We start from the raw sequence: 16450 nt of genomic DNA, 5'->3' as shown, positions 1-16450 counted from the left end.
GGCTTACCACTCTTCTTCCTCTTCATTGATATCTGAATCATCATATGGGTCCATATGAGTGAGTATATGGACTTTTTTATCTGGAAAAAGTTCTTTTATTTTTGCTTCAATCCTGTCTGATATGAGATGGGCATCGTAGAGTGATATGCTCACATTAAAGACAAGATGGTAAGAGATAAAGATATGCGAACCTGCTTCACGTGTCTGCAGGTAATGGTAGGCTGTAATCTCTTTTTCATTTTTGAGAATTTCTTCTATTTTTTCGATATCTTCTTTTGGCAGTGCAACATCAAGAAGCATCAAAACTCCTTCTTTTACTATAGGAATGGCAGAGTAAATCATATAAAATGCAATGGCAATACCTAAAACAGGATCTATAAGATACTCTCCTGTATACTGGATGGCTACAAGTGCAAAAAGAACAGCACCGTTTGAAAATATGTCTGTTTTGTAGTGCAGCGCATCGGCTTTTATAACCATATTTCCTGTTTTTTTTGCCACATATGATAAAAAGAGGACTAAAAAACCTGTGATGACAAAAGATGCCACCATTACAGTGATACTCTCATTCATGTGCTGCATTGCTTTTGGGTGCACTATTTTAGAAATTGCTTCATATAGAATAAAAAGTGCCGAGAGCGAAATTATTGTTCCTTCCATGACAGCCGCAAGCGGTTCAAGTTTTGCCCGTCCAAAGTGAAATTTGTCATCCGGGTGTTTTTCTGCATTGTGAAGCGCAAAATAGTTAAAGAGCGAAACCGTTAAATCGAGGAGAGAATCAATGGCAGATGCCAAAACGGCGATAGATCCGCTTAATATTCCGACAGTGAGTTTAAGCAGTATCAATACAGTAGCCACACTGCTTGAAACAACGGTCGCTTTCTTTTCTAATCGCATAAAAATCCTTAATTATTATTTAGATATAATTGTACTTAAACTTAACTATAAAAAGCATAAAATGAACTTAGAAGAATTAAGACAAGAGAGACAAAAATGGATGCAGTGGAAAAACATAGCACCCCTGAGAAAAGCGATTGAGAGCCTTGAGGCAGTTACATGTAATGCTACGTTTGGGGATGTGGTAAAAATCAGCGGTGTCTGTGATGAAAAAAAAGTGTATGAAACGGCAAAAATGCTGATGCCATGGCGCAAAGGACCCTTTCAAATCGGTGAAACATTTATAGACAGTGAGTGGAAAAGTAATATAAAATACAATCTGCTCAGACCCTATTTTGATTTAAAAAACAAAAGAGTTGCCGATATAGGCTGTAACAACGGGTACTATATGTTTCGGATGCAAGAAGACGAACCAAAACTTTTAGTCGGTTTTGATCCTTCACCGCTCTATAAAACACAGTTTGATTTCATCAATCATTTTGTAAAAAGTGACATAGTGTATGAACTTTTGGGTGTTGAACATCTGCCGATATATGACGAAAAATTTGATATGATTTTTTGTTTGGGTGTTTTGTACCACAGAAGTGATCCTGTTGCCATGTTAAAATCACTCTATAAGGGATTGGACAAAAAAGGCGAAGTGATTTTAGATACATTTTATATAGATGGCGATGAGGAGATGGCACTCTGTCCTGAGTTTTCTTACTCCAAAATACCCAACATCTATTTTGTACCGACGATAAAAGCATTGAAAAACTGGTGTCTGCGTGCCGGATTTGATGGATTTAAAGTATTATGTACTTCTGTTACAGATGCTGATGAACAGCGTAAAACAGAGTGGATAGAGGGGCAGTCACTGGAAGACTTCCTTGATCCGGATGATAACACAAAAACAGTAGAAGGCTATCCTGCGCCGCAAAGAGTCTATGTGAAACTGATAAAGGATAAAAAATAATGAAAAATGAACAACTTGATGATGAATTAGAACTTGAAGAGTATAGAAATACAGAAAATGAAGTGATGATTCAAACACATGAAAAGGTCAACCAAAATCTTTGTGGTGAAGTGATAAAGATGGAAGAGGGATATGTGGAATTGAGCCTTGAGACTATTCCTGACATGCTTGCTGATGAGGTCGGATTGATTCATGGCGGTTTTATTTTTGGTGCTGCTGATTATGCAGCTATGCTTGCAGTAAACGAACGAAATGTTGTTTTGGTAGCAAGTGACTGCCAGTTTCTCTCTCCTGTAAAACTGCATGATGTTGTTGATGTTGTTGCAAAAGTAAGACATAAAGAAGGGCGTAAAAGAAATGTACATGTACAGGCTTTTGTTCTGGATATAAAAGTTTTTGAAGGAGAATTTAAAACTGTTATAACAGACAAGCATGTTTTAAAACTCAAACTGCTGGATGAGGAAGAGCAAAAGAGCGGAACACCAGAGTAAAAAGGTTCAGTCCACCTCTTACTCTTTGTTTGCTGTGAGTAAAAATATTCCAAAATCTTTATGGGGTTTTTTGATTGTATTTATGTTTTGTATTTTTACATCTGTAAATCCGTGTTTTTGGACGATGTCGCGCAGTGTTTGGGCATCGAATCCAAAATGGTGCACACCTGTATTGTCCGAGTGAAAGGTTCCGTCTTCCCTTTCCAAATCGGCAATGGCAATAAAACCGCCTTTTTTAATGTTTTTATAAATTGTTGCAAAAAAAGCATCCAAATCTTTTACATGATGCAGTGTCATTGAGCTGATAAGTCCGTCAAACTGCTGTTTGAGCGGTTCTTTGACAATATCTTGATGATAGGCTTTTATTGCCAGTTGCGGTGTGTTTTTTTCCTGAAGTTTTTCGAGCATTTTTGCCGAGGTGTCAACACCGTAAACCTGTTTTACTTTGGGAGCAATGCTAAATCCAAGCAGTCCTGTTCCCACGCCAAAGTCAAGTATCTCCATATGCTCACTCAGCGGTATCTCTTTTTCTATAGCATCAGCAATTGTTTTTGCGCCCTTCACACGTATGTCACCGCTGTCCCAGTTTTGTGCTTTTTCTTTAAAATGATCTTGCATTATTTTCCTTTAGAGTTGGTTGATCCAGTAGTCTGCATACTGCTGTTCCTGTTTGATCGAAGTATTGTCCCCGTGTCCCGGATAGACAGTTTTGTCATAAGGAATCTGCTTGAATTTTTCTAAAGATTTTTTCATATCTTCAGGGCTGGAGTAAGGAAAATCCGTTCTGCCGATACTTCTTTGAAAAATAAAATCACCGCTGAACATTGCATGCCCGATTTCAATAGTGGAGCACCCCGGACAGTGTCCCGGAAAATGGGTAAATTTTACTTTTGTACCGTCAAAATCAAGCTCTTCGTCACCCTCAATGGCTACATCAGGAGTAGATGGCGGCAGATCCGGCATCCAGGTATTGTCTTGAAGCAGAGGAATGTCACCTTTTGGTGTGTAGAGTTTGACCCCCAGTTTCTCCTGAAGCTCTGCATTGCTCCACACATGGTCAAAATGACCGTGTGTATTTAATATGGCTACAGGATTTGTAACATTGTTCAAAACCCACCCAGTGGCACCAACACCCGGGTCAATTATAAAATCTTTGCCATCAACTGTAGCAATATAACAATTTGTCTGATACGGTCCCATAGGCTGTTTTTTTATCTGCATTATAATCTCTTTTTTAGTGTTATTATAGCATCATATCGGTATGAATTTTTATAAAGAATTAGAGTTAATTTTACAGACAAAATCACCCAAAGAAAAAATCAGAAGATTTAATGATTTTTATGCGCATTACAAAGCAGGGAACGCCGTTTTTGAAACAGAGTACAAAGCAAAAAAGTTTTCAGAACCCTCATACAGTGTTACATGTAAGACAGTACTGCCTCAGGATGTTCCAAAAAGAACAAACCTCACAACAAAAGAGGGACAGGTGAATTTGCTGCATGCCATAGCACATATAGAATATTCTGCTATAGATCTGGCACTGGACGGGGCATACCGTTTTACAAATATGCCAAAAAAATATTATGATGACTGGCTGGAAGTTGCAGATGATGAGATACGCCATTTTTTACTGCTTGAAGAACTGTTGCATGAACTTGGGAGCAAGTATGGCGATGTGGAGGTGCATAATGCTCTTTTTGAAGCAAGTCAGCGAACACAGACTTTATTGGAGCGTATGGCAGTAGTTCCCCGTTATCTCGAAGCCAACGGCTTGGATGCTACACCGATGATACTGCAAAAAATCCAGAGAATGCCAAAAAATACTATGCTTGAAAAAATTACACATGCTTTACATGTAATCCTTGATGAAGAGGTTTCTCATGTGAAAAAGGGCGATGTCTGGTTTGAGTATGCCTGTGAAAAAGAGGGTGTAAACAAAGATGTCTATTTTGAAATTATAGACAAATATTATCCGCAAGGATTTTTGCGTCCTAAAAATTTAAATCTTGAGGCAAGAAAAGCAGCAGGCTTTACATGTAATGAACTTAATATTATGGCAAAAAAAGAGGTGTGCTGATTTTTTGATATGAATTATATGTTATAATTCAAAAATGATAATAAGAAAGATTCTCAGAAAATACTTTGCCGCTCTTTTTGTACTTGCGACACTTATGGCGGTTTTTCATCACCACAGTGACCTGGAAGTACATGAAGATTGTCAGATATGCAGTATCTCCTCCAATATCTTTGATGGTGATATTCAAAGAGAACCGGTCTATCTTCCTACACTTGGGCAGACACTCTGTTTTGTGCCTGTTTCTACTCTTTTTATATACATAAACGAAATTTACACTCCTCGTAATCCCAGAGCTCCCCCAAGTTATTCTTAATTTTCAAAAACAACTGTTTCAAATTTTTTTAATTATTAATAAGGATACTTATGCAAAAAAAACTCTTCAGAAAATTACAAATACTATCGCTGGCAGCATCAGCTGCTATAACGCCTTTATGGGCATGCAACTCTTCGCATGTCTTGGGAATGGGTGGCTCGAGCGCCGCGTATACACTTTCTGCAAATACAATGCAAAAAGGAAACTACTACATTGGCGTAAATGCTGAGCGTGTCCAGAACAACACACTCTCTGATCAAACCATAATATCAGCGATGCAAAACGGTTCAAGTCATTTGCACAATATTGATGCAATAGATTCCTATTCTCTCTCACTCTCTTACGGGCTCACAGACAGATTGACACTCAGTATGCAACTTCCCTATGTTTCGCGTATAAATGTTCGTGCAGGTGAAGCAGATAATGGTTTATATGCAGTACATCCGCATGGAAATGCTCAGGGTATAGGCGATATTTCTACAATTTTACAGTATAAAGTGTATGACAAAGAGCTCAAAGTTGCTCTTTTAGCCGGAATAAAAGCACCAACAGGCAAAACTGATATAGCAGATGCAGGAGAAGTTCTTGAAGCGGATTTACAGGCAGGAAGCGGCTCATGGGACTTTTTTGCCGGAGTTGCTCTGACAAAAGATTTTGACACTTTCTCTTTGCATGCAAACATACTGTACAAAAAAAATACAAAGGGTGTTGATGAGAGTCAATTGGGGGATATTTTTACCTACAATGCAGCATTTTCATACAAACTTTTTGCGCACCAGCATAATCAGAAGTTTTGCAGAGCAGATGAAAAAGAAGATTTTGGCTATTCTGTATCACTTTTTGCTGAAATCAACGGAGAAAAAGCGTATAAAGATGATTTTGGTGGTGAGACCGCTTACAACACAGGACATCATGTTGTTTTTGCGACTGTAGGAACACAGGTCGCCATGCACAGCGGTTACTCGTTTTTTATAACATTTTCAAAACCGTTTTATCAGAATTTTAACGGAATACAAAATGATATAAACTACAAATCAAGTATAGGGTTTGGAAAAAGCTTTTAAAGCTTCTTCTAAACTTTTGTGTAAGAGTGCATATCATTGTAGCTATCTCTTACATGTAAAAACTCATCAAGATGTTCAAAGAAAATATCGACAAGTTCGGGGTCAAAATGTTTTCCTCTTTCTTCTTGTATTAATTTGAAAATTCTTTCATCATCCCATGCTTTTTTATAGCAACGTTCACTGCCAAGAGCATCAAAAACATCCGCAAGCGCAGTAATGCGTCCGTAAATATGAATATTTTTTCCACGTAAACCTCTTGGATAGCCGCTGCCGTCATATTTTTCATGATGCTCATACGCAATGACTGCGGCAGTTTTCAAAAGCTCTCTTTGTGAGTTTTTAAAGAGCTGATAGCCTATTTCTGCATGGGTTTTCATCACTTTCCATTCTTCTTGTGTCAGCTTGCCTTTTTTGTTCAAGATATGATCAGGAATGGCAACTTTGCCTATATCATGCATCGGAGAAGCAATAGTGAGATATTTTGTCTCTTTTTCCCCCAAGCCGTAATGTTTTGCCAAGATCTGAGAATATAAGGCTACCCGTTTGACGTGGAAACCTGTTTCCTGACTTCGTGTTTCACCAATTTCACCCATTTTGAGAATAATATCTTCTTGCGTCTCTTCTATCTCTTTGTGGAGTTGTAAAATCTGTGTGATGTCATTTCTGATGGCAATAAACTCTTCAATTTCTCCTCTTTCATTTAAGATAGGGCTGATGGTCACTTCGACTATGTAAGAACTTCCGTCTTTTTTTCTGTTTTTTATAACGCCGGACCAGGCTCTTTTTTCTAAAACAGTGTGCCACATATCCCGGAACAGTGATTTTGGCATATCTTTGTGACGGACAATATTGTGCGGTTTTCCTAAAAGTTCTTCTTTTGTATAGCCTGAAATTATGCAGAATTTATCATTTACATAGGTGATTCTTCCGCTTCTGTCGGTTTTGGAAACAATGCTGCTTCTGTCAACAGCATTTTTGTATTCACTTAACAGTTTTAAGTTTCTCAAAATACTGTTTTTAATTTTGACTCCAAGCAAAAGCATAATCAAAGTGATGAGGACCAGTAGAAAAATATTTATAATCAGTTCTATTTTGAGTCTTGAGGCATATTTGTTTATCAAACTGTTAATATTGGCAAATTCCAGTTTTTCCAGTCTGTTAAATGCTTCTATAATAGCTGTAGCTTTATCAAACCATTCGTTTGGATCCTGTGTGACAGAAATATTTTGATGTTTTGTATACTTTTTAAATACATTTTGCAGCCATTGATAATTTTTCCCCTGAGCAATTGTATGAAACTCTTTCATCATCTCATCAGAAGCATATGTTAAAAAGTTTTGCTGTGCCAGATCATACTCGCCTTTTGCATGCATAGCTGTAAATACAAGTTGGTAGTTTTGTTTTTTCTGGGCAAACAATCCGCTGAGGGAACCTCGCATCTTGCCGGCGGCTTCTTTCATAAAAAGCAGGTTTGTGTAGGCATGAAACATCTGTTCAATCTCTTTTTCTTTGATTGTTTTGGTGATCATGAGATGATTTTGCAACAGATGGTATATGATTTTTGTATACTCGTTAAAAGCATCTATAGTGCTAAGAGAGAGTGATTGGACTTTTTTTCGGAGTTTTGCAAGTGTCTTTTTGTCGGGAGAATAATCTTCATGCAAAAAGATGATTTTAGCATATATACTGTCTGTATTTTGTTGCTGTTTGCGCAGTAGTGATTGAAATTTTGTTCCATGGGAGCCAAGATACCCGCTGCTGTAGCCTCTCTCTTTTTGAAGAGAGTTTATCAAAAGAGAAATATTTTGTATATGCAAAGCGTCTTTTTTAAGATGAGAAAGGCCTTGAAGATTGTTATAGCTGTGTATCATTAAGAGTACAAATCCAAAAAATATAATGATTAAAGGCAGGGATACCAATAATTTCAGTTTGGATATTATTGTTGTTGAATTTATTATAAAACCTTTAAAAATAAAATTAGATCTTAATTTTACAATAAATTTGTTACAAAAACGTTAAAATCACTTTTCTTAAAAAAACATTTGTTACAAATTTTAGATATAATATTTTTTGTTAATAAGTTGTAAAGGTTTAGTATATATTATGAGTAAATATTCGCAGATAACTGACTATTTGGTTCTTTTTTTGGAAAATGAAGTGAAAAAGACAGGTATAAAAAAAGCAGTGGTTGGTTTGAGTGGCGGACTGGATTCTGCTGTGGTCGCTGTTTTGGCGAAAAAAGCATTTGGAGATGACCTGTTATGTGTTAAAATGCCATCACAATATTCATCACAAAACTCACTTGATGATGCGGATGAATTGTGTCGCGATTTCAATATGCGTTGTGTTGTCTGTAGTATTGCTCCAATGTTGCAAGCGTATGAAGAGATGCACCCTGATATGGATAATCTCAGAAAAGGAAACTTTTCATCACGCATGCGAATGGCAACATTGTTTGATATTTCGGCAAAAGAGAATGCTTTGGTACTTGGTACAAGCAATAAAAGTGAATTAATGCTCGGGTATGGCACACTTTACGGCGACTTGGCGTCGGCAGTGAATCCCATAGGAGATTTGTACAAAAGCGAAGTTTTTGAATTAGCCGAGTACTTACATGTAAGTAAAAGTATCATTGAAAAGCCGCCTTCGGCTGATTTGTGGAGCGGTCAAAGTGATGAGGCTGATTTGGGCTATACATATGCTCAACTTGACGCAGCGATGAAACTCTATGTGGATGAGAGACTTTCGCGTGAAGAAGTCATACAAAAGGGTGTTGACGAACGGATGTTGGATATGATTATAAAAAGAATTTTTAGAAATCATTTCAAAAGAAAGATGCCTGTGATTGCAAAGTTGACTTCAAGAACATTGAATCATGACTTTAATTATCCGCGTGATATTACATTATAAAACCTAGGAGTAAAAAATGAAAAATGAAAAACTGAGTATCCCTTTTAGTAAGTATGAAAGTTCCCGCGAGGCACACTCTAATGTGAGTGATGTACTCGACGGAGAAGATTTGTATCAGGTACCAAAACTTGAAGAAGAGTTTCGTGAGTATGTCGGATCAGAGTATGCGCTTGCTACATCGCACGGCACATCGGCACTGCACCTTGCCATGCTTGCACTTGACCTAAAACGCGGGGACAAAGTAATCTGCAGTGTAAATGCGCATCCGAGTGTACCTGAGGTTGTCCGCCATTTTGATGCTGAGCCTGTTTTTATTGATATAGCCGAAGACTCTTATAATATTGATCTCAACAAGTTAGAAAATTATTTGGAAGAAAACAAATCCAAAAAGCTCAAAGCGGTTATTATAACGCATATTGGCGGTATGACTGTAGATTTGGACAGAGTCTATTCGATGGCTTCCATATATAATGTCAAAATTGTTGAAGATGCAAGCGATGCTCTTGGTGCTACATACAAGGGAGTGAAAATAGGTGCAACAGGTGCAGATATAGTCTGTTTTAACTTTTCTCCGCATTTAAAGAAAAATATCTGTAACGGCGGGATGCTTGTGACCAATGATGAAGATATTATGCAAAGAGCAAGGTTGCTGGCAAATCATGCAATGGTACGCAATGAAAATGCTTTGGAGTATATTTATGATGTTGTAGATATTGGGAATGATTATGCACTGAGCCATTTAAATGCAGCCTATATCAGAGCGCAGGTAAAAGAACAGGATGAAAACATCGCAAGACAAAAAGAGATTGCCAAAATGTACAGTGAAGGACTTGAAGGGGTAGATCACATTATTACTCCGGATATGGATAATGAAGAGAATCCTTTTTCTCTTTATATAGTAAAAATAGATAAAAACCGCGATTCTTTTGCTGTAGCACTCAAAGAAGAGGGAATCGGGGCAGGATTGCATTATATTCCGCTTCATCTTTTATCGTATTATAAAAGCAAATATGCCCTGCGTGTTAATGATTTTCCAAGAGCACTGCGTTCATTCCAACAGGTACTTTCTTTACCGATTTATGCAAGTATGACTGATGAAGATGTACAAACAGTTATAAGTAAAATCAAAAAAATAGCAAAAACGAGAGTGTAATTGAAAAAAACGCTCGTTTTCTGGGTTGAAGAGTATTTCTACAACCCAACTCCTTTGCAAAAACTTCTCTCCTATCTACTGCTTCCGCTGAGTTGGCTCTATTGTATTATTATGTATGTTCGATACAAAGTACAGAGACCGGAGGATTTTGCTATGGAAATTGTCAGCGTTGGTAATCTGACTGTCGGCGGCAGTGGCAAAACTCCATTGGTAACAGCACTGGCAAAAGAGCACAAAAAACCTGCGATTATACTTCGTGGCTATGGACGAGCATCCAAAGGCTTGATTGTTGTCAAAAACGGCAATGAAATTTTATGTGATGTCAAAAGCAGCGGGGATGAAGCGATGATATATGCCAAAAAACTTCCAAATGCTACAGTCATAGTCAGTGAAGAGAGAAAAAGAGCCATACAAAAAGCAAAAGAGCTGGGTTGTGAGATAGTTTTTTTGGATGATGCCTACTCCAAACATGATATCAAAAAGCAAGATATACTCATAGATGTAAAATCAAAGAACAGTTTTTGTCTGCCTGCAGGTCCTTTTAGAGAGCGTCTGTGGCCGGGGAAAGAGGCTTTACATGTAGAAGAGGAGAAAGATTTTTTTCGTAAGGTAAAACTTGTGAACCCGACACAAAAAATGAGTCTTGTGACCGCTATAGCAAGGCCGCAACGACTTGATAAATATCTTCCTGCTGTTATTGCAAAGCATTATTTTGAAGACCATCACAGTTTTACAAAAGAAGAACTTGAAACAATTTTACAAAAAGATGCAGCGACTTCTCTTTTGGTAACATTTAAAGATTATGTAAAAATTGAGCATTTCGGACTGCCCCTTTCACTTCTGGATCTGGAAGTAAAAGTAAAAGAAGGTGTCTTTAGTGCGTTTGTTTAGAAATGATTCTTTGTTTGAAGTATCGCAGTAGATACTCTGTCGTAAAAGCAAGTGCAAAGGTCACTATAAGATAGTATGCAATCTCAGGCATGGTTTTATAGGTAGAATAGAGAGTAATCCCCGCAACGCCAAACATGGAAAAAATTGCCAAAACAACAAGATATTTTTTTGCGCCACTCTCCTGCAGAAGATTCAAATGCGCAATATGTGTACTTCCCTGAACGATGAGCATGACTATAGCGGCAACAGTTGTGATTTGCGCCAGGTTGAAAAAGAGTATCATCGGTATAATCAGCAACGCGCTGATAATGAGTCCTTCAAAAGAGCGGTAGATATTATATTCGTATATTTCAGGAAGATTTCCCTCTTTTGCCATTGTGTATCCTATGTCAGTTACGGCATAAAGTGTTGCATTAATAGCCGAGGCTGTTGCCAGGAGTGCTGTGGCGGCCATGATTTTAAATCCCCATTCACCAAAGATGGGCTTTGCCGCTTCAGCCAGAGCATAGTCTTTTGTCTGAATAATTTTATCAAGCGGCAGGTTTCCTAAAACAGCGATACTTGTAAGTATGTATAAAGCTGCCACAATGAGCAGGGCGACAAACATAGAACGCATCATGGTCACTTTCGGATTCTCCATATCCTCGACTGAGTTTGTAATCACACTAAAACCCTGGTAGGCAAAAAACGTAATTCCGATGGCAAAGACCATACCGCTTACAGGAGGCATGTCCGCTACACTTAAAAGCTGAGGCTGTATCGTAAAAAGTGCCGCAAAAGCAAAGGTAACAAGGACTCCGAGTTTGATAATGACAATGATGTTTTCTGCCTTCGCAACAAAAACGGCACCGATAAGATTGATAAGGGTAAAAAAGGCGATAATACCTATGGCAAATATATTGACCCAGGCTGTATCTCCGTGGAGCATAAAAGTTGCGCTGTAGGTTCCAAATGATTTGGCAACGGCTGCAATGGCAATGAGTTGGGAAAAATAGAACATGACACCCATAGAACCGGAGAAAATGTTTTCTCCAAAACCCTGGACCAGATACTCGACTATCCCGCCGCGTGACTGGTAGCGTACTGCCAGCTTTGCCAGAGAGTAGCCGCTTAAAAGAGCTATAATCCCACCGAAAACAAAAGAGATCCAGACAATATTTCCAGCCATGGCCCCTGCCTGACCGATGACTATGAAAATTCCGGCACCGACCATGGAGCCTATACCTAAAAAGACGGCACTCCAGAGACCAAATGCTTTTGTCTTGTGCATTTTATCGGTTCATTTTTTTAAAAATCGACCCTGTGACAAGCAGGGCAAATCCGTCAAAAAAGAGACTGAAACCGACAAGCAAACCTATAAGGTAGGTGGAGGTAAAAGGCCATCCTGCTATAAATAAAATACCGATTAACATGGAAAAAAGGGCATTAATCATCCACCAGATCCAGCCGTTTGCAGGACGCATATTCATCGCAAGAGAGAAACTGGCAAAAGAATCCATAAAAAAGTATATAGCCAGAAGCAGACCGACTGTGCCAATTCCTGTCATTGGATAAAAAATCATTAAAGCACCAATCCCGATAAGCACAAAGCTTTTAAGCCAGCCCAGAACATCACTTTTGTCACTTATATAGGTAAAATACCCGGCCATAAAACCACCAAACATCATCAGCCATGCCACAAAGGTGACTGTTGCCAGGGTCATAAATACAGGGTATATAATACCCACTATTCCGAGAATAATAAAAATCACACCTGTAATTTTTGAATACTTACTAAATTTGTCAAACAGATTCTCATCTATAGGATACTTCCACATTTTTCTTCCTTTTCGAATATTTTGGAAAGATTGTAACATAGTTTTATCACAAGAAGAGTTACTTAAGTAGCATTAATAGAAGATTGGATAGAATAGCAAAATTATTTTGCATAAAGGATAGAAATATTGCAGGCAAAAGTTGAAACAGTAAAAACACTCCTTGATGCACTTCCGTTTATTCGCGAGTTTAGAAAAGAGATTGTCGTTATAAAATATGGCGGTTCGGCACAAACATCTCCCGAATTAAAAGAGAAGTTTGCAGAAGATATTTTGCTTATGTATTTGGTAGGTATCAAACCTGTAATTGTTCATGGCGGTGGAAAAAAAATTACCGATATGCTCGAAGCACTTAAAATTGATACGCAGTTTATAGACGGACAGCGTGTCACGACAAAAGAGACAATGCGGATTGTAGAGATGATACTCAGTGGTGAGATTAACAAAGAGATAGTCTCTTTGCTGAACTCTCATGATGCAAAAGCAATAGGTATCAGCGGTAAGGATGCACACTTTATCCGTGCAAGGGCGAAAGATTTTTCCAAGTGGGGATTGACTGGGAATATTACAAATGTCAAAGCAGATGTTGTTTTAAATCTGATAAAAGAAGGCTTTATTCCTGTGATAGCCCCTATTGCCGCAGGTGAAGAGATGGGACATCCCGGATATAATATTAATGCTGATCTGTGTGCATCATATGTTGCAAAAGCCATAGGTGCAAACAAAATAATATTTTTGACAGATACGCCGGGGGTCTTGAACAAAGAGAAAAAACTTCTTGCAACCTTGACGAAAGATGAAGTAAAAGTGCTCAAAGAAAACGAAACGATTCACGGTGGGATGGTACCAAAAGTTGATGCCTGTCTTGAAGCGATAGACGGTGGTGTGCATAAAGCACATATAATTGACGGGCGACTTGAGCACTCCATGCTTTTAGAGTTGTTTACATCAGAGGGTGTAGGTACCCAAATAGTAAAATAAAAAGGATTAGGTATGAGTTACAGCGCGTTATTTGAAGATGAAGATGATATTTTTGGAGGTTCTCCGAGATCAAAGTTTATGGATGTTGTTTTTAATGCGAACAATGATATAGTAAGACAGGAACTTGAAAAGTTTGTTGAAAAAGTTGCTGCAATGGAGTTGATGCTCCAAGAAGAGGTCGGTGATGATATTGATACGGCAGTTGCCCGATATAAAGCAAGTCATCTGGATGAGGTTGCAACCAAAACGAAAAGTATTTACATAGAGCTTATGGGTGATATTCTTTCTCAAAGCGAATAAGAGTTGCAAAGTATTTTACAGTTTTTCTTGACAGCATTGTTTCTTTGTAGCACTGCTGTTTTTGCAAGTGACTTACGGGATGTGCAGGAAATTTCATTGAAAAAGGATGAGCCAAAGAAAATTCTTGTAAAATACGATAACAAAACAAGACTTTTTACATTTAGATGGACTTTGTACACCAATGAAGGTTTGGTGGTTTTGCGTTCTTATGATAAGCATGTAGCGCAAAATATACTGTACTTGAATCATAAAAATCAAAGTTTTCGGGTTAAACTAAAAACTCCTGGAGCAGATTTTTATAATATACCCTATATACTGGTTAAATTTAAAGAGTTTGATGTAAAAAAAAATATTGCAAAATTTGAGCTTTATCTCTCTGATGATAAAGAGCAAATACGATTAGAAACAGCAAAAAAATAAACAAAAGACGAGATAAATGCAAAGAGTAGAAGCACAAATAAAAAGATTGATACAAGAGTGTGATTATGATGAAGTGACCCGTCTGTTTGCCATGCTGCAGGGCGGAAAAAGACTTCGGGCAAAGCTTATTCTTAAAATTGCTCCAGAACATAAGGACGCTCCTCTTTTAGCCGCCATAGTGGAACTGATTCATGCTGCCTCGCTTTTACATGATGATGTTATTGATGATGCGATGACAAGACGCGGAGCAGCATCGGTAAATGCAACAGACGGAAGCAAAACAGCTGTCATGCTTGGAGATATTTTATACTCAAAAGCATTTACGGAACTTGTTGCCTTTGACAAAGCGGTAGCACAGACAATTGCTTCATCGGTTACAGCACTCTCCAAGGGTGAAATGATGGATGTCAGAATGGCAGAAAGTTTTAACAGTGATGAAGAGCGTTACCTTGATATGCTCTATCTCAAAACTGCTACACTCATTGAAGCAGCTGCAAAAGCGAGTGCTCTGCTAGCAGGAAAAGATGCAGAGAAATATGCTCTTTACGGACGTAACTTAGGACTTTCATTTCAAATTATAGATGATATTCTTGATATTACAGCAGACGAAGCAACGCTTGGAAAACCTGCGATGAATGATTATGTAGAGGGGAAATGTACTTTGCCGTATATTTATCTTTATAATGCACTTGAAGCAAAAGATCAGGAAAAGCTTCTATCTCTGCATGCGAAAAAACCTACGGAAGAAGAACTCTTATGGATGAAAAAGAAAATGCAAGAACATAAAACGATAGAAAAATCTTTTGAACTGGCACAGAAACTCTCAAACGAGGCGAAGATTGCTTTGCCCGAAGATAAAGATTTAGTTGCCATTTTAGATACAATGATACAAAGAAGTTATTGATGCATTATTTAATTGTAAGTCTCTCCCATAAAAACAGTGATTTGGAACTGAGAGAAAAATTCACCTATACGGATGAAGAGAAAGAGGCATGTCTGCAAAGACTGCTCAAGTCGCCTAATATCAGTGAAGCTGTCATGCTGGCTACATGTAACCGTATGGAGTTGTATGTATGCTGCAGTGACATTGAAGAAGCAACAGAACATATGATGAAGTTACTGGCATTTAAAGGTGGTTTGTCAGAAGAGGTTTTACGAAAAACTGCTGAGATAGCTGATGACAGCAGTGCTATTCATCATCTTTTTGCGGTTGCAAGTTCTATAGACTCTATGGTGGTCGGTGAGACACAGATTGCCGGACAGTTAAAAGATGCTTTTAAATTCTCTCATGAACGCGGTTATTCGGATAAGAAAATGTCACGAGCACTCTCTCATGCGTTTAAATGTGCTGCAAAGGTAAGAAACCTCACTGATATATCCTCAAAACCGGTTTCTGTGGCTTCTGTAGCAATAAAACAGATTAAAGAAAAGGTTCAAAATTTACGTGAAAAAAAAGCACTTGTGATTGGTGTAGGTGAAATGAGTGAAATCTGCGCAAAACACCTTGTCTCGGACGGGGTGGAAACTTTTATTGCAAACAGAACAAAGCAAAAAGCCCAGACTTTGGCACAAGAGTGCAATGCGGAAGTATATGAATTTGGAGACCTGGACAAAGCGGTTAACGAATTTGACATTATATTTACTGCTACAGGTTCTTCTTATCCTATAATTACCAACGAACTTATAGAAGATGTAGATTTTGAAAGATTCTGGTTTGACCTGGCTGTCCCAAGAGATATTGATATAAAAAACAGAAAAAATATTTTTCTTTTTGTTGTGGATGATATAAAAGATATTGTAGATGCAAACAAAGCACAAAGAGAACAGTATGTAAGACAGGCGCACGGAATTGTAGGACGAAGTGTTGTGGAATTTTATGAGTGGCTTGATACACTCAATGTGGAACCTATCATAAAAGAGATTTATAAAAAAGCCGAAAAAGCCGCACAGGAAGAGACAAAACGTGCAATTAAAAAAGGTTTTCTGCCTCAGGAATATGAAATGCAAGCACAAAAAATGGCGCATCAGGCAATCAAAAGATTTTTGCATGATATGACAAAAAAGATGCGTGCAGCCTCGCATGAAGCCAAAAGTGATTCTGTCACCGGAGCAATGCAGTATATTCTTAATGATGAACATGACAATATTCCAGACCAATACAAACACCATTTAAAAAAGGATTAA

Annotated in this window: 19 protein-coding genes; 13 read left to right on the top strand and 6 right to left on the bottom strand. The window is 38.0% G+C overall.

Annotated elements, in window-relative coordinates; all coding sequences use genetic code 11:
• Positions 1 to 3: 3 nt before the first annotated feature.
• Positions 4 to 897, bottom strand: a complete 894-nt coding sequence (locus MLC35_RS07675) for a cation diffusion facilitator family transporter (protein ID WP_434636464.1) — start codon at positions 895 to 897, stop codon at positions 4 to 6.
• A gap of 61 nt (positions 898 to 958) precedes the next feature.
• On the opposite strand from MLC35_RS07675, the gene cmoB reads away from it, so the two are divergent.
• The gene (cmoB, locus tag MLC35_RS07670) at positions 959 to 1852 is read left to right on the top strand and encodes a tRNA 5-methoxyuridine(34)/uridine 5-oxyacetic acid(34) synthase CmoB (protein WP_434636462.1); all 894 of its coding nucleotides are present in this window, start codon (positions 959 to 961) and stop codon (positions 1850 to 1852) included.
• Positions 1852 to 2343: a PaaI family thioesterase gene (locus MLC35_RS07665; protein WP_346388951.1), complete on the top strand. Its 492-nt coding sequence runs from the start codon at positions 1852 to 1854 to the stop codon at positions 2341 to 2343. The genes cmoB and MLC35_RS07665 overlap by 1 nt, the downstream gene beginning before the upstream one ends.
• A gap of 18 nt (positions 2344 to 2361) precedes the next feature.
• On the opposite strand, the gene MLC35_RS07660 is transcribed toward MLC35_RS07665, so the two are convergent.
• Together MLC35_RS07660 and MLC35_RS07655 are read right to left on the bottom strand one after the other, a co-directional pair.
• The gene (locus MLC35_RS07660; RefSeq protein ID WP_346388950.1) at positions 2362 to 2961 is read right to left on the bottom strand and encodes a class I SAM-dependent DNA methyltransferase; all 600 of its coding nucleotides are present in this window, start codon (positions 2959 to 2961) and stop codon (positions 2362 to 2364) included.
• 9 nt (positions 2962 to 2970) lie between these two features.
• The gene (locus MLC35_RS07655; RefSeq protein WP_151900021.1) at positions 2971 to 3564 is read right to left on the bottom strand and encodes an MBL fold metallo-hydrolase; all 594 of its coding nucleotides are present in this window, start codon (positions 3562 to 3564) and stop codon (positions 2971 to 2973) included.
• Positions 3565 to 3604: 40 nt separating this feature from the next.
• Between MLC35_RS07655 and MLC35_RS07650 the strand changes: the two genes are divergently transcribed.
• Genes MLC35_RS07650 through MLC35_RS07640 form a run of 3 tightly spaced genes read left to right on the top strand, consistent with a single transcriptional unit; the run spans position 3605 to position 5797 of the window.
• On the top strand, positions 3605 to 4420 hold the full coding sequence (locus tag MLC35_RS07650; RefSeq protein ID WP_434636459.1) for a ferritin-like domain-containing protein: 816 nt from the start codon (positions 3605 to 3607) through the stop codon (positions 4418 to 4420).
• 34 nt (positions 4421 to 4454) lie between these two features.
• Positions 4455 to 4733 carry a hypothetical protein gene (locus tag MLC35_RS07645; RefSeq protein WP_346388948.1) on the top strand — a complete coding sequence of 93 codons (279 nt, stop codon included), beginning with the start codon at positions 4455 to 4457 and terminating at the stop codon, positions 4731 to 4733.
• 50 nt (positions 4734 to 4783) lie between these two features.
• Entirely contained in the window at positions 4784 to 5797 is a 1014-nt protein-coding gene (locus MLC35_RS07640) for a transporter (RefSeq protein WP_434636455.1), read from the top strand.
• Between the two features lie 8 nt (positions 5798 to 5805).
• Here the strand turns inward: MLC35_RS07640 and MLC35_RS07635 are convergent, their stop codons facing one another.
• Entirely contained in the window at positions 5806 to 7668 is a 1863-nt protein-coding gene (locus MLC35_RS07635) for an HD domain-containing phosphohydrolase (RefSeq protein ID WP_434636453.1), read from the bottom strand.
• Between the two features lie 232 nt (positions 7669 to 7900).
• On the opposite strand from MLC35_RS07635, the gene MLC35_RS07630 reads away from it, so the two are divergent.
• From MLC35_RS07630 to MLC35_RS07620, 3 genes are read left to right on the top strand one after another with little or no spacing between them, the layout of a single operon-like run.
• Positions 7901 to 8707: an NAD+ synthase gene (locus MLC35_RS07630; protein WP_151900026.1), complete on the top strand. Its 807-nt coding sequence runs from the start codon at positions 7901 to 7903 to the stop codon at positions 8705 to 8707.
• A 16-nt stretch (positions 8708 to 8723) separates the two neighbouring features.
• Positions 8724 to 9860 carry a DegT/DnrJ/EryC1/StrS family aminotransferase gene (locus MLC35_RS07625; protein ID WP_188110047.1) on the top strand — a complete coding sequence of 379 codons (1137 nt, stop codon included), beginning with the start codon at positions 8724 to 8726 and terminating at the stop codon, positions 9858 to 9860.
• The gene (locus MLC35_RS07620; protein WP_346388944.1) at positions 9861 to 10751 is read left to right on the top strand and encodes a tetraacyldisaccharide 4'-kinase; all 891 of its coding nucleotides are present in this window, start codon (positions 9861 to 9863) and stop codon (positions 10749 to 10751) included.
• On the opposite strand, the gene MLC35_RS07615 is transcribed toward MLC35_RS07620, so the two are convergent.
• Both MLC35_RS07615 and MLC35_RS07610 read right to left on the bottom strand, forming a co-directional pair.
• The gene (locus MLC35_RS07615; protein ID WP_418640476.1) at positions 10735 to 12021 is read right to left on the bottom strand and encodes an APC family permease; all 1287 of its coding nucleotides are present in this window, start codon (positions 12019 to 12021) and stop codon (positions 10735 to 10737) included. The genes MLC35_RS07620 and MLC35_RS07615 overlap by 17 nt on opposite strands.
• A 1-nt stretch (position 12022) precedes the next feature.
• Positions 12023 to 12568 (bottom strand): HdeD family acid-resistance protein, encoded by a 546-nt coding sequence (locus tag MLC35_RS07610; protein WP_151900029.1) that lies wholly within the window; start codon positions 12566 to 12568, stop codon positions 12023 to 12025.
• Positions 12569 to 12694: 126 nt separating this feature from the next.
• Here MLC35_RS07610 and argB point away from each other — a divergent pair, with 126 nt between their 5' ends.
• Genes argB through hemA form a run of 5 tightly spaced genes read left to right on the top strand, consistent with a single transcriptional unit; the run spans position 12695 to position 16450 of the window.
• Positions 12695 to 13546, top strand: coding sequence for an acetylglutamate kinase (gene argB / locus MLC35_RS07605; protein ID WP_346388942.1), 852 nt, complete (start codon positions 12695 to 12697; stop codon positions 13544 to 13546).
• A gap of 12 nt (positions 13547 to 13558) precedes the next feature.
• Entirely contained in the window at positions 13559 to 13846 is a 288-nt protein-coding gene (locus tag MLC35_RS07600) for a DUF2018 family protein (RefSeq protein ID WP_151900031.1), read from the top strand.
• Positions 13847 to 13849: 3 nt separating this feature from the next.
• Positions 13850 to 14266 (top strand): hypothetical protein, encoded by a 417-nt coding sequence (locus tag MLC35_RS07595; RefSeq protein WP_151900032.1) that lies wholly within the window; start codon positions 13850 to 13852, stop codon positions 14264 to 14266.
• Positions 14267 to 14282: 16 nt separating this feature from the next.
• Positions 14283 to 15170, top strand: a complete 888-nt coding sequence (locus MLC35_RS07590) for a polyprenyl synthetase family protein (RefSeq protein ID WP_434636450.1) — start codon at positions 14283 to 14285, stop codon at positions 15168 to 15170.
• Positions 15170 to 16450, top strand: a complete 1281-nt coding sequence (hemA, locus tag MLC35_RS07585) for a glutamyl-tRNA reductase (protein WP_434636448.1) — start codon at positions 15170 to 15172, stop codon at positions 16448 to 16450. Before MLC35_RS07590 ends, hemA begins: the two co-directional genes overlap by 1 nt.

The organism is Sulfurimonas sp. NW7, from assembly GCF_051132265.1.
In the GTDB taxonomy this organism is placed as follows: Bacteria; Campylobacterota; Campylobacteria; order Campylobacterales; family Sulfurimonadaceae; genus Sulfurimonas; species Sulfurimonas hydrogeniphila.
The sequence above is the reverse complement of the archived record's forward strand: the minus strand, read 5'-3'. Positions and strand labels throughout refer to the sequence as shown.

Excerpts from the sequence above, each read along its gene's own strand:
- MLC35_RS07675 (WP_434636464.1), bottom strand. The coding sequence starts at position 897 with ATGCGATTAGAAAAGAAAGCGACCGTTGTTTCAAGCAGTGTGGCTACT.
- MLC35_RS07625 (WP_188110047.1), top strand. The coding sequence starts at position 8,724 with ATGAAAAATGAAAAACTGAGTATCCCTTTTAGTAAGTATGAAAGTTCC.
- MLC35_RS07590 (WP_434636450.1), top strand. The coding sequence starts at position 14,283 with ATGCAAAGAGTAGAAGCACAAATAAAAAGATTGATACAAGAGTGTGAT.
- MLC35_RS07600 (WP_151900031.1), top strand. The coding sequence starts at position 13,559 with ATGAGTTACAGCGCGTTATTTGAAGATGAAGATGATATTTTTGGAGGT.
- MLC35_RS07630 (WP_151900026.1), top strand. The coding sequence starts at position 7,901 with ATGAGTAAATATTCGCAGATAACTGACTATTTGGTTCTTTTTTTGGAA.
- MLC35_RS07655 (WP_151900021.1), bottom strand. The coding sequence starts at position 3,564 with ATGCAGATAAAAAAACAGCCTATGGGACCGTATCAGACAAATTGTTAT.
- MLC35_RS07645 (WP_346388948.1), top strand. The coding sequence starts at position 4,455 with ATGATAATAAGAAAGATTCTCAGAAAATACTTTGCCGCTCTTTTTGTA.
- MLC35_RS07660 (WP_346388950.1), bottom strand. The coding sequence starts at position 2,961 with ATGCAAGATCATTTTAAAGAAAAAGCACAAAACTGGGACAGCGGTGAC.
- cmoB (WP_434636462.1), top strand. The coding sequence starts at position 959 with ATGAACTTAGAAGAATTAAGACAAGAGAGACAAAAATGGATGCAGTGG.
- MLC35_RS07635 (WP_434636453.1), bottom strand. The coding sequence starts at position 7,668 with ATGATACACAGCTATAACAATCTTCAAGGCCTTTCTCATCTTAAAAAA.
- MLC35_RS07615 (WP_418640476.1), bottom strand. The coding sequence starts at position 12,021 with ATGCACAAGACAAAAGCATTTGGTCTCTGGAGTGCCGTCTTTTTAGGT.
- MLC35_RS07665 (WP_346388951.1), top strand. The coding sequence starts at position 1,852 with ATGAAAAATGAACAACTTGATGATGAATTAGAACTTGAAGAGTATAGA.
- MLC35_RS07650 (WP_434636459.1), top strand. The coding sequence starts at position 3,605 with ATGAATTTTTATAAAGAATTAGAGTTAATTTTACAGACAAAATCACCC.
- MLC35_RS07610 (WP_151900029.1), bottom strand. The coding sequence starts at position 12,568 with ATGTGGAAGTATCCTATAGATGAGAATCTGTTTGACAAATTTAGTAAG.
- MLC35_RS07640 (WP_434636455.1), top strand. The coding sequence starts at position 4,784 with ATGCAAAAAAAACTCTTCAGAAAATTACAAATACTATCGCTGGCAGCA.
- hemA (WP_434636448.1), top strand. The coding sequence starts at position 15,170 with ATGCATTATTTAATTGTAAGTCTCTCCCATAAAAACAGTGATTTGGAA.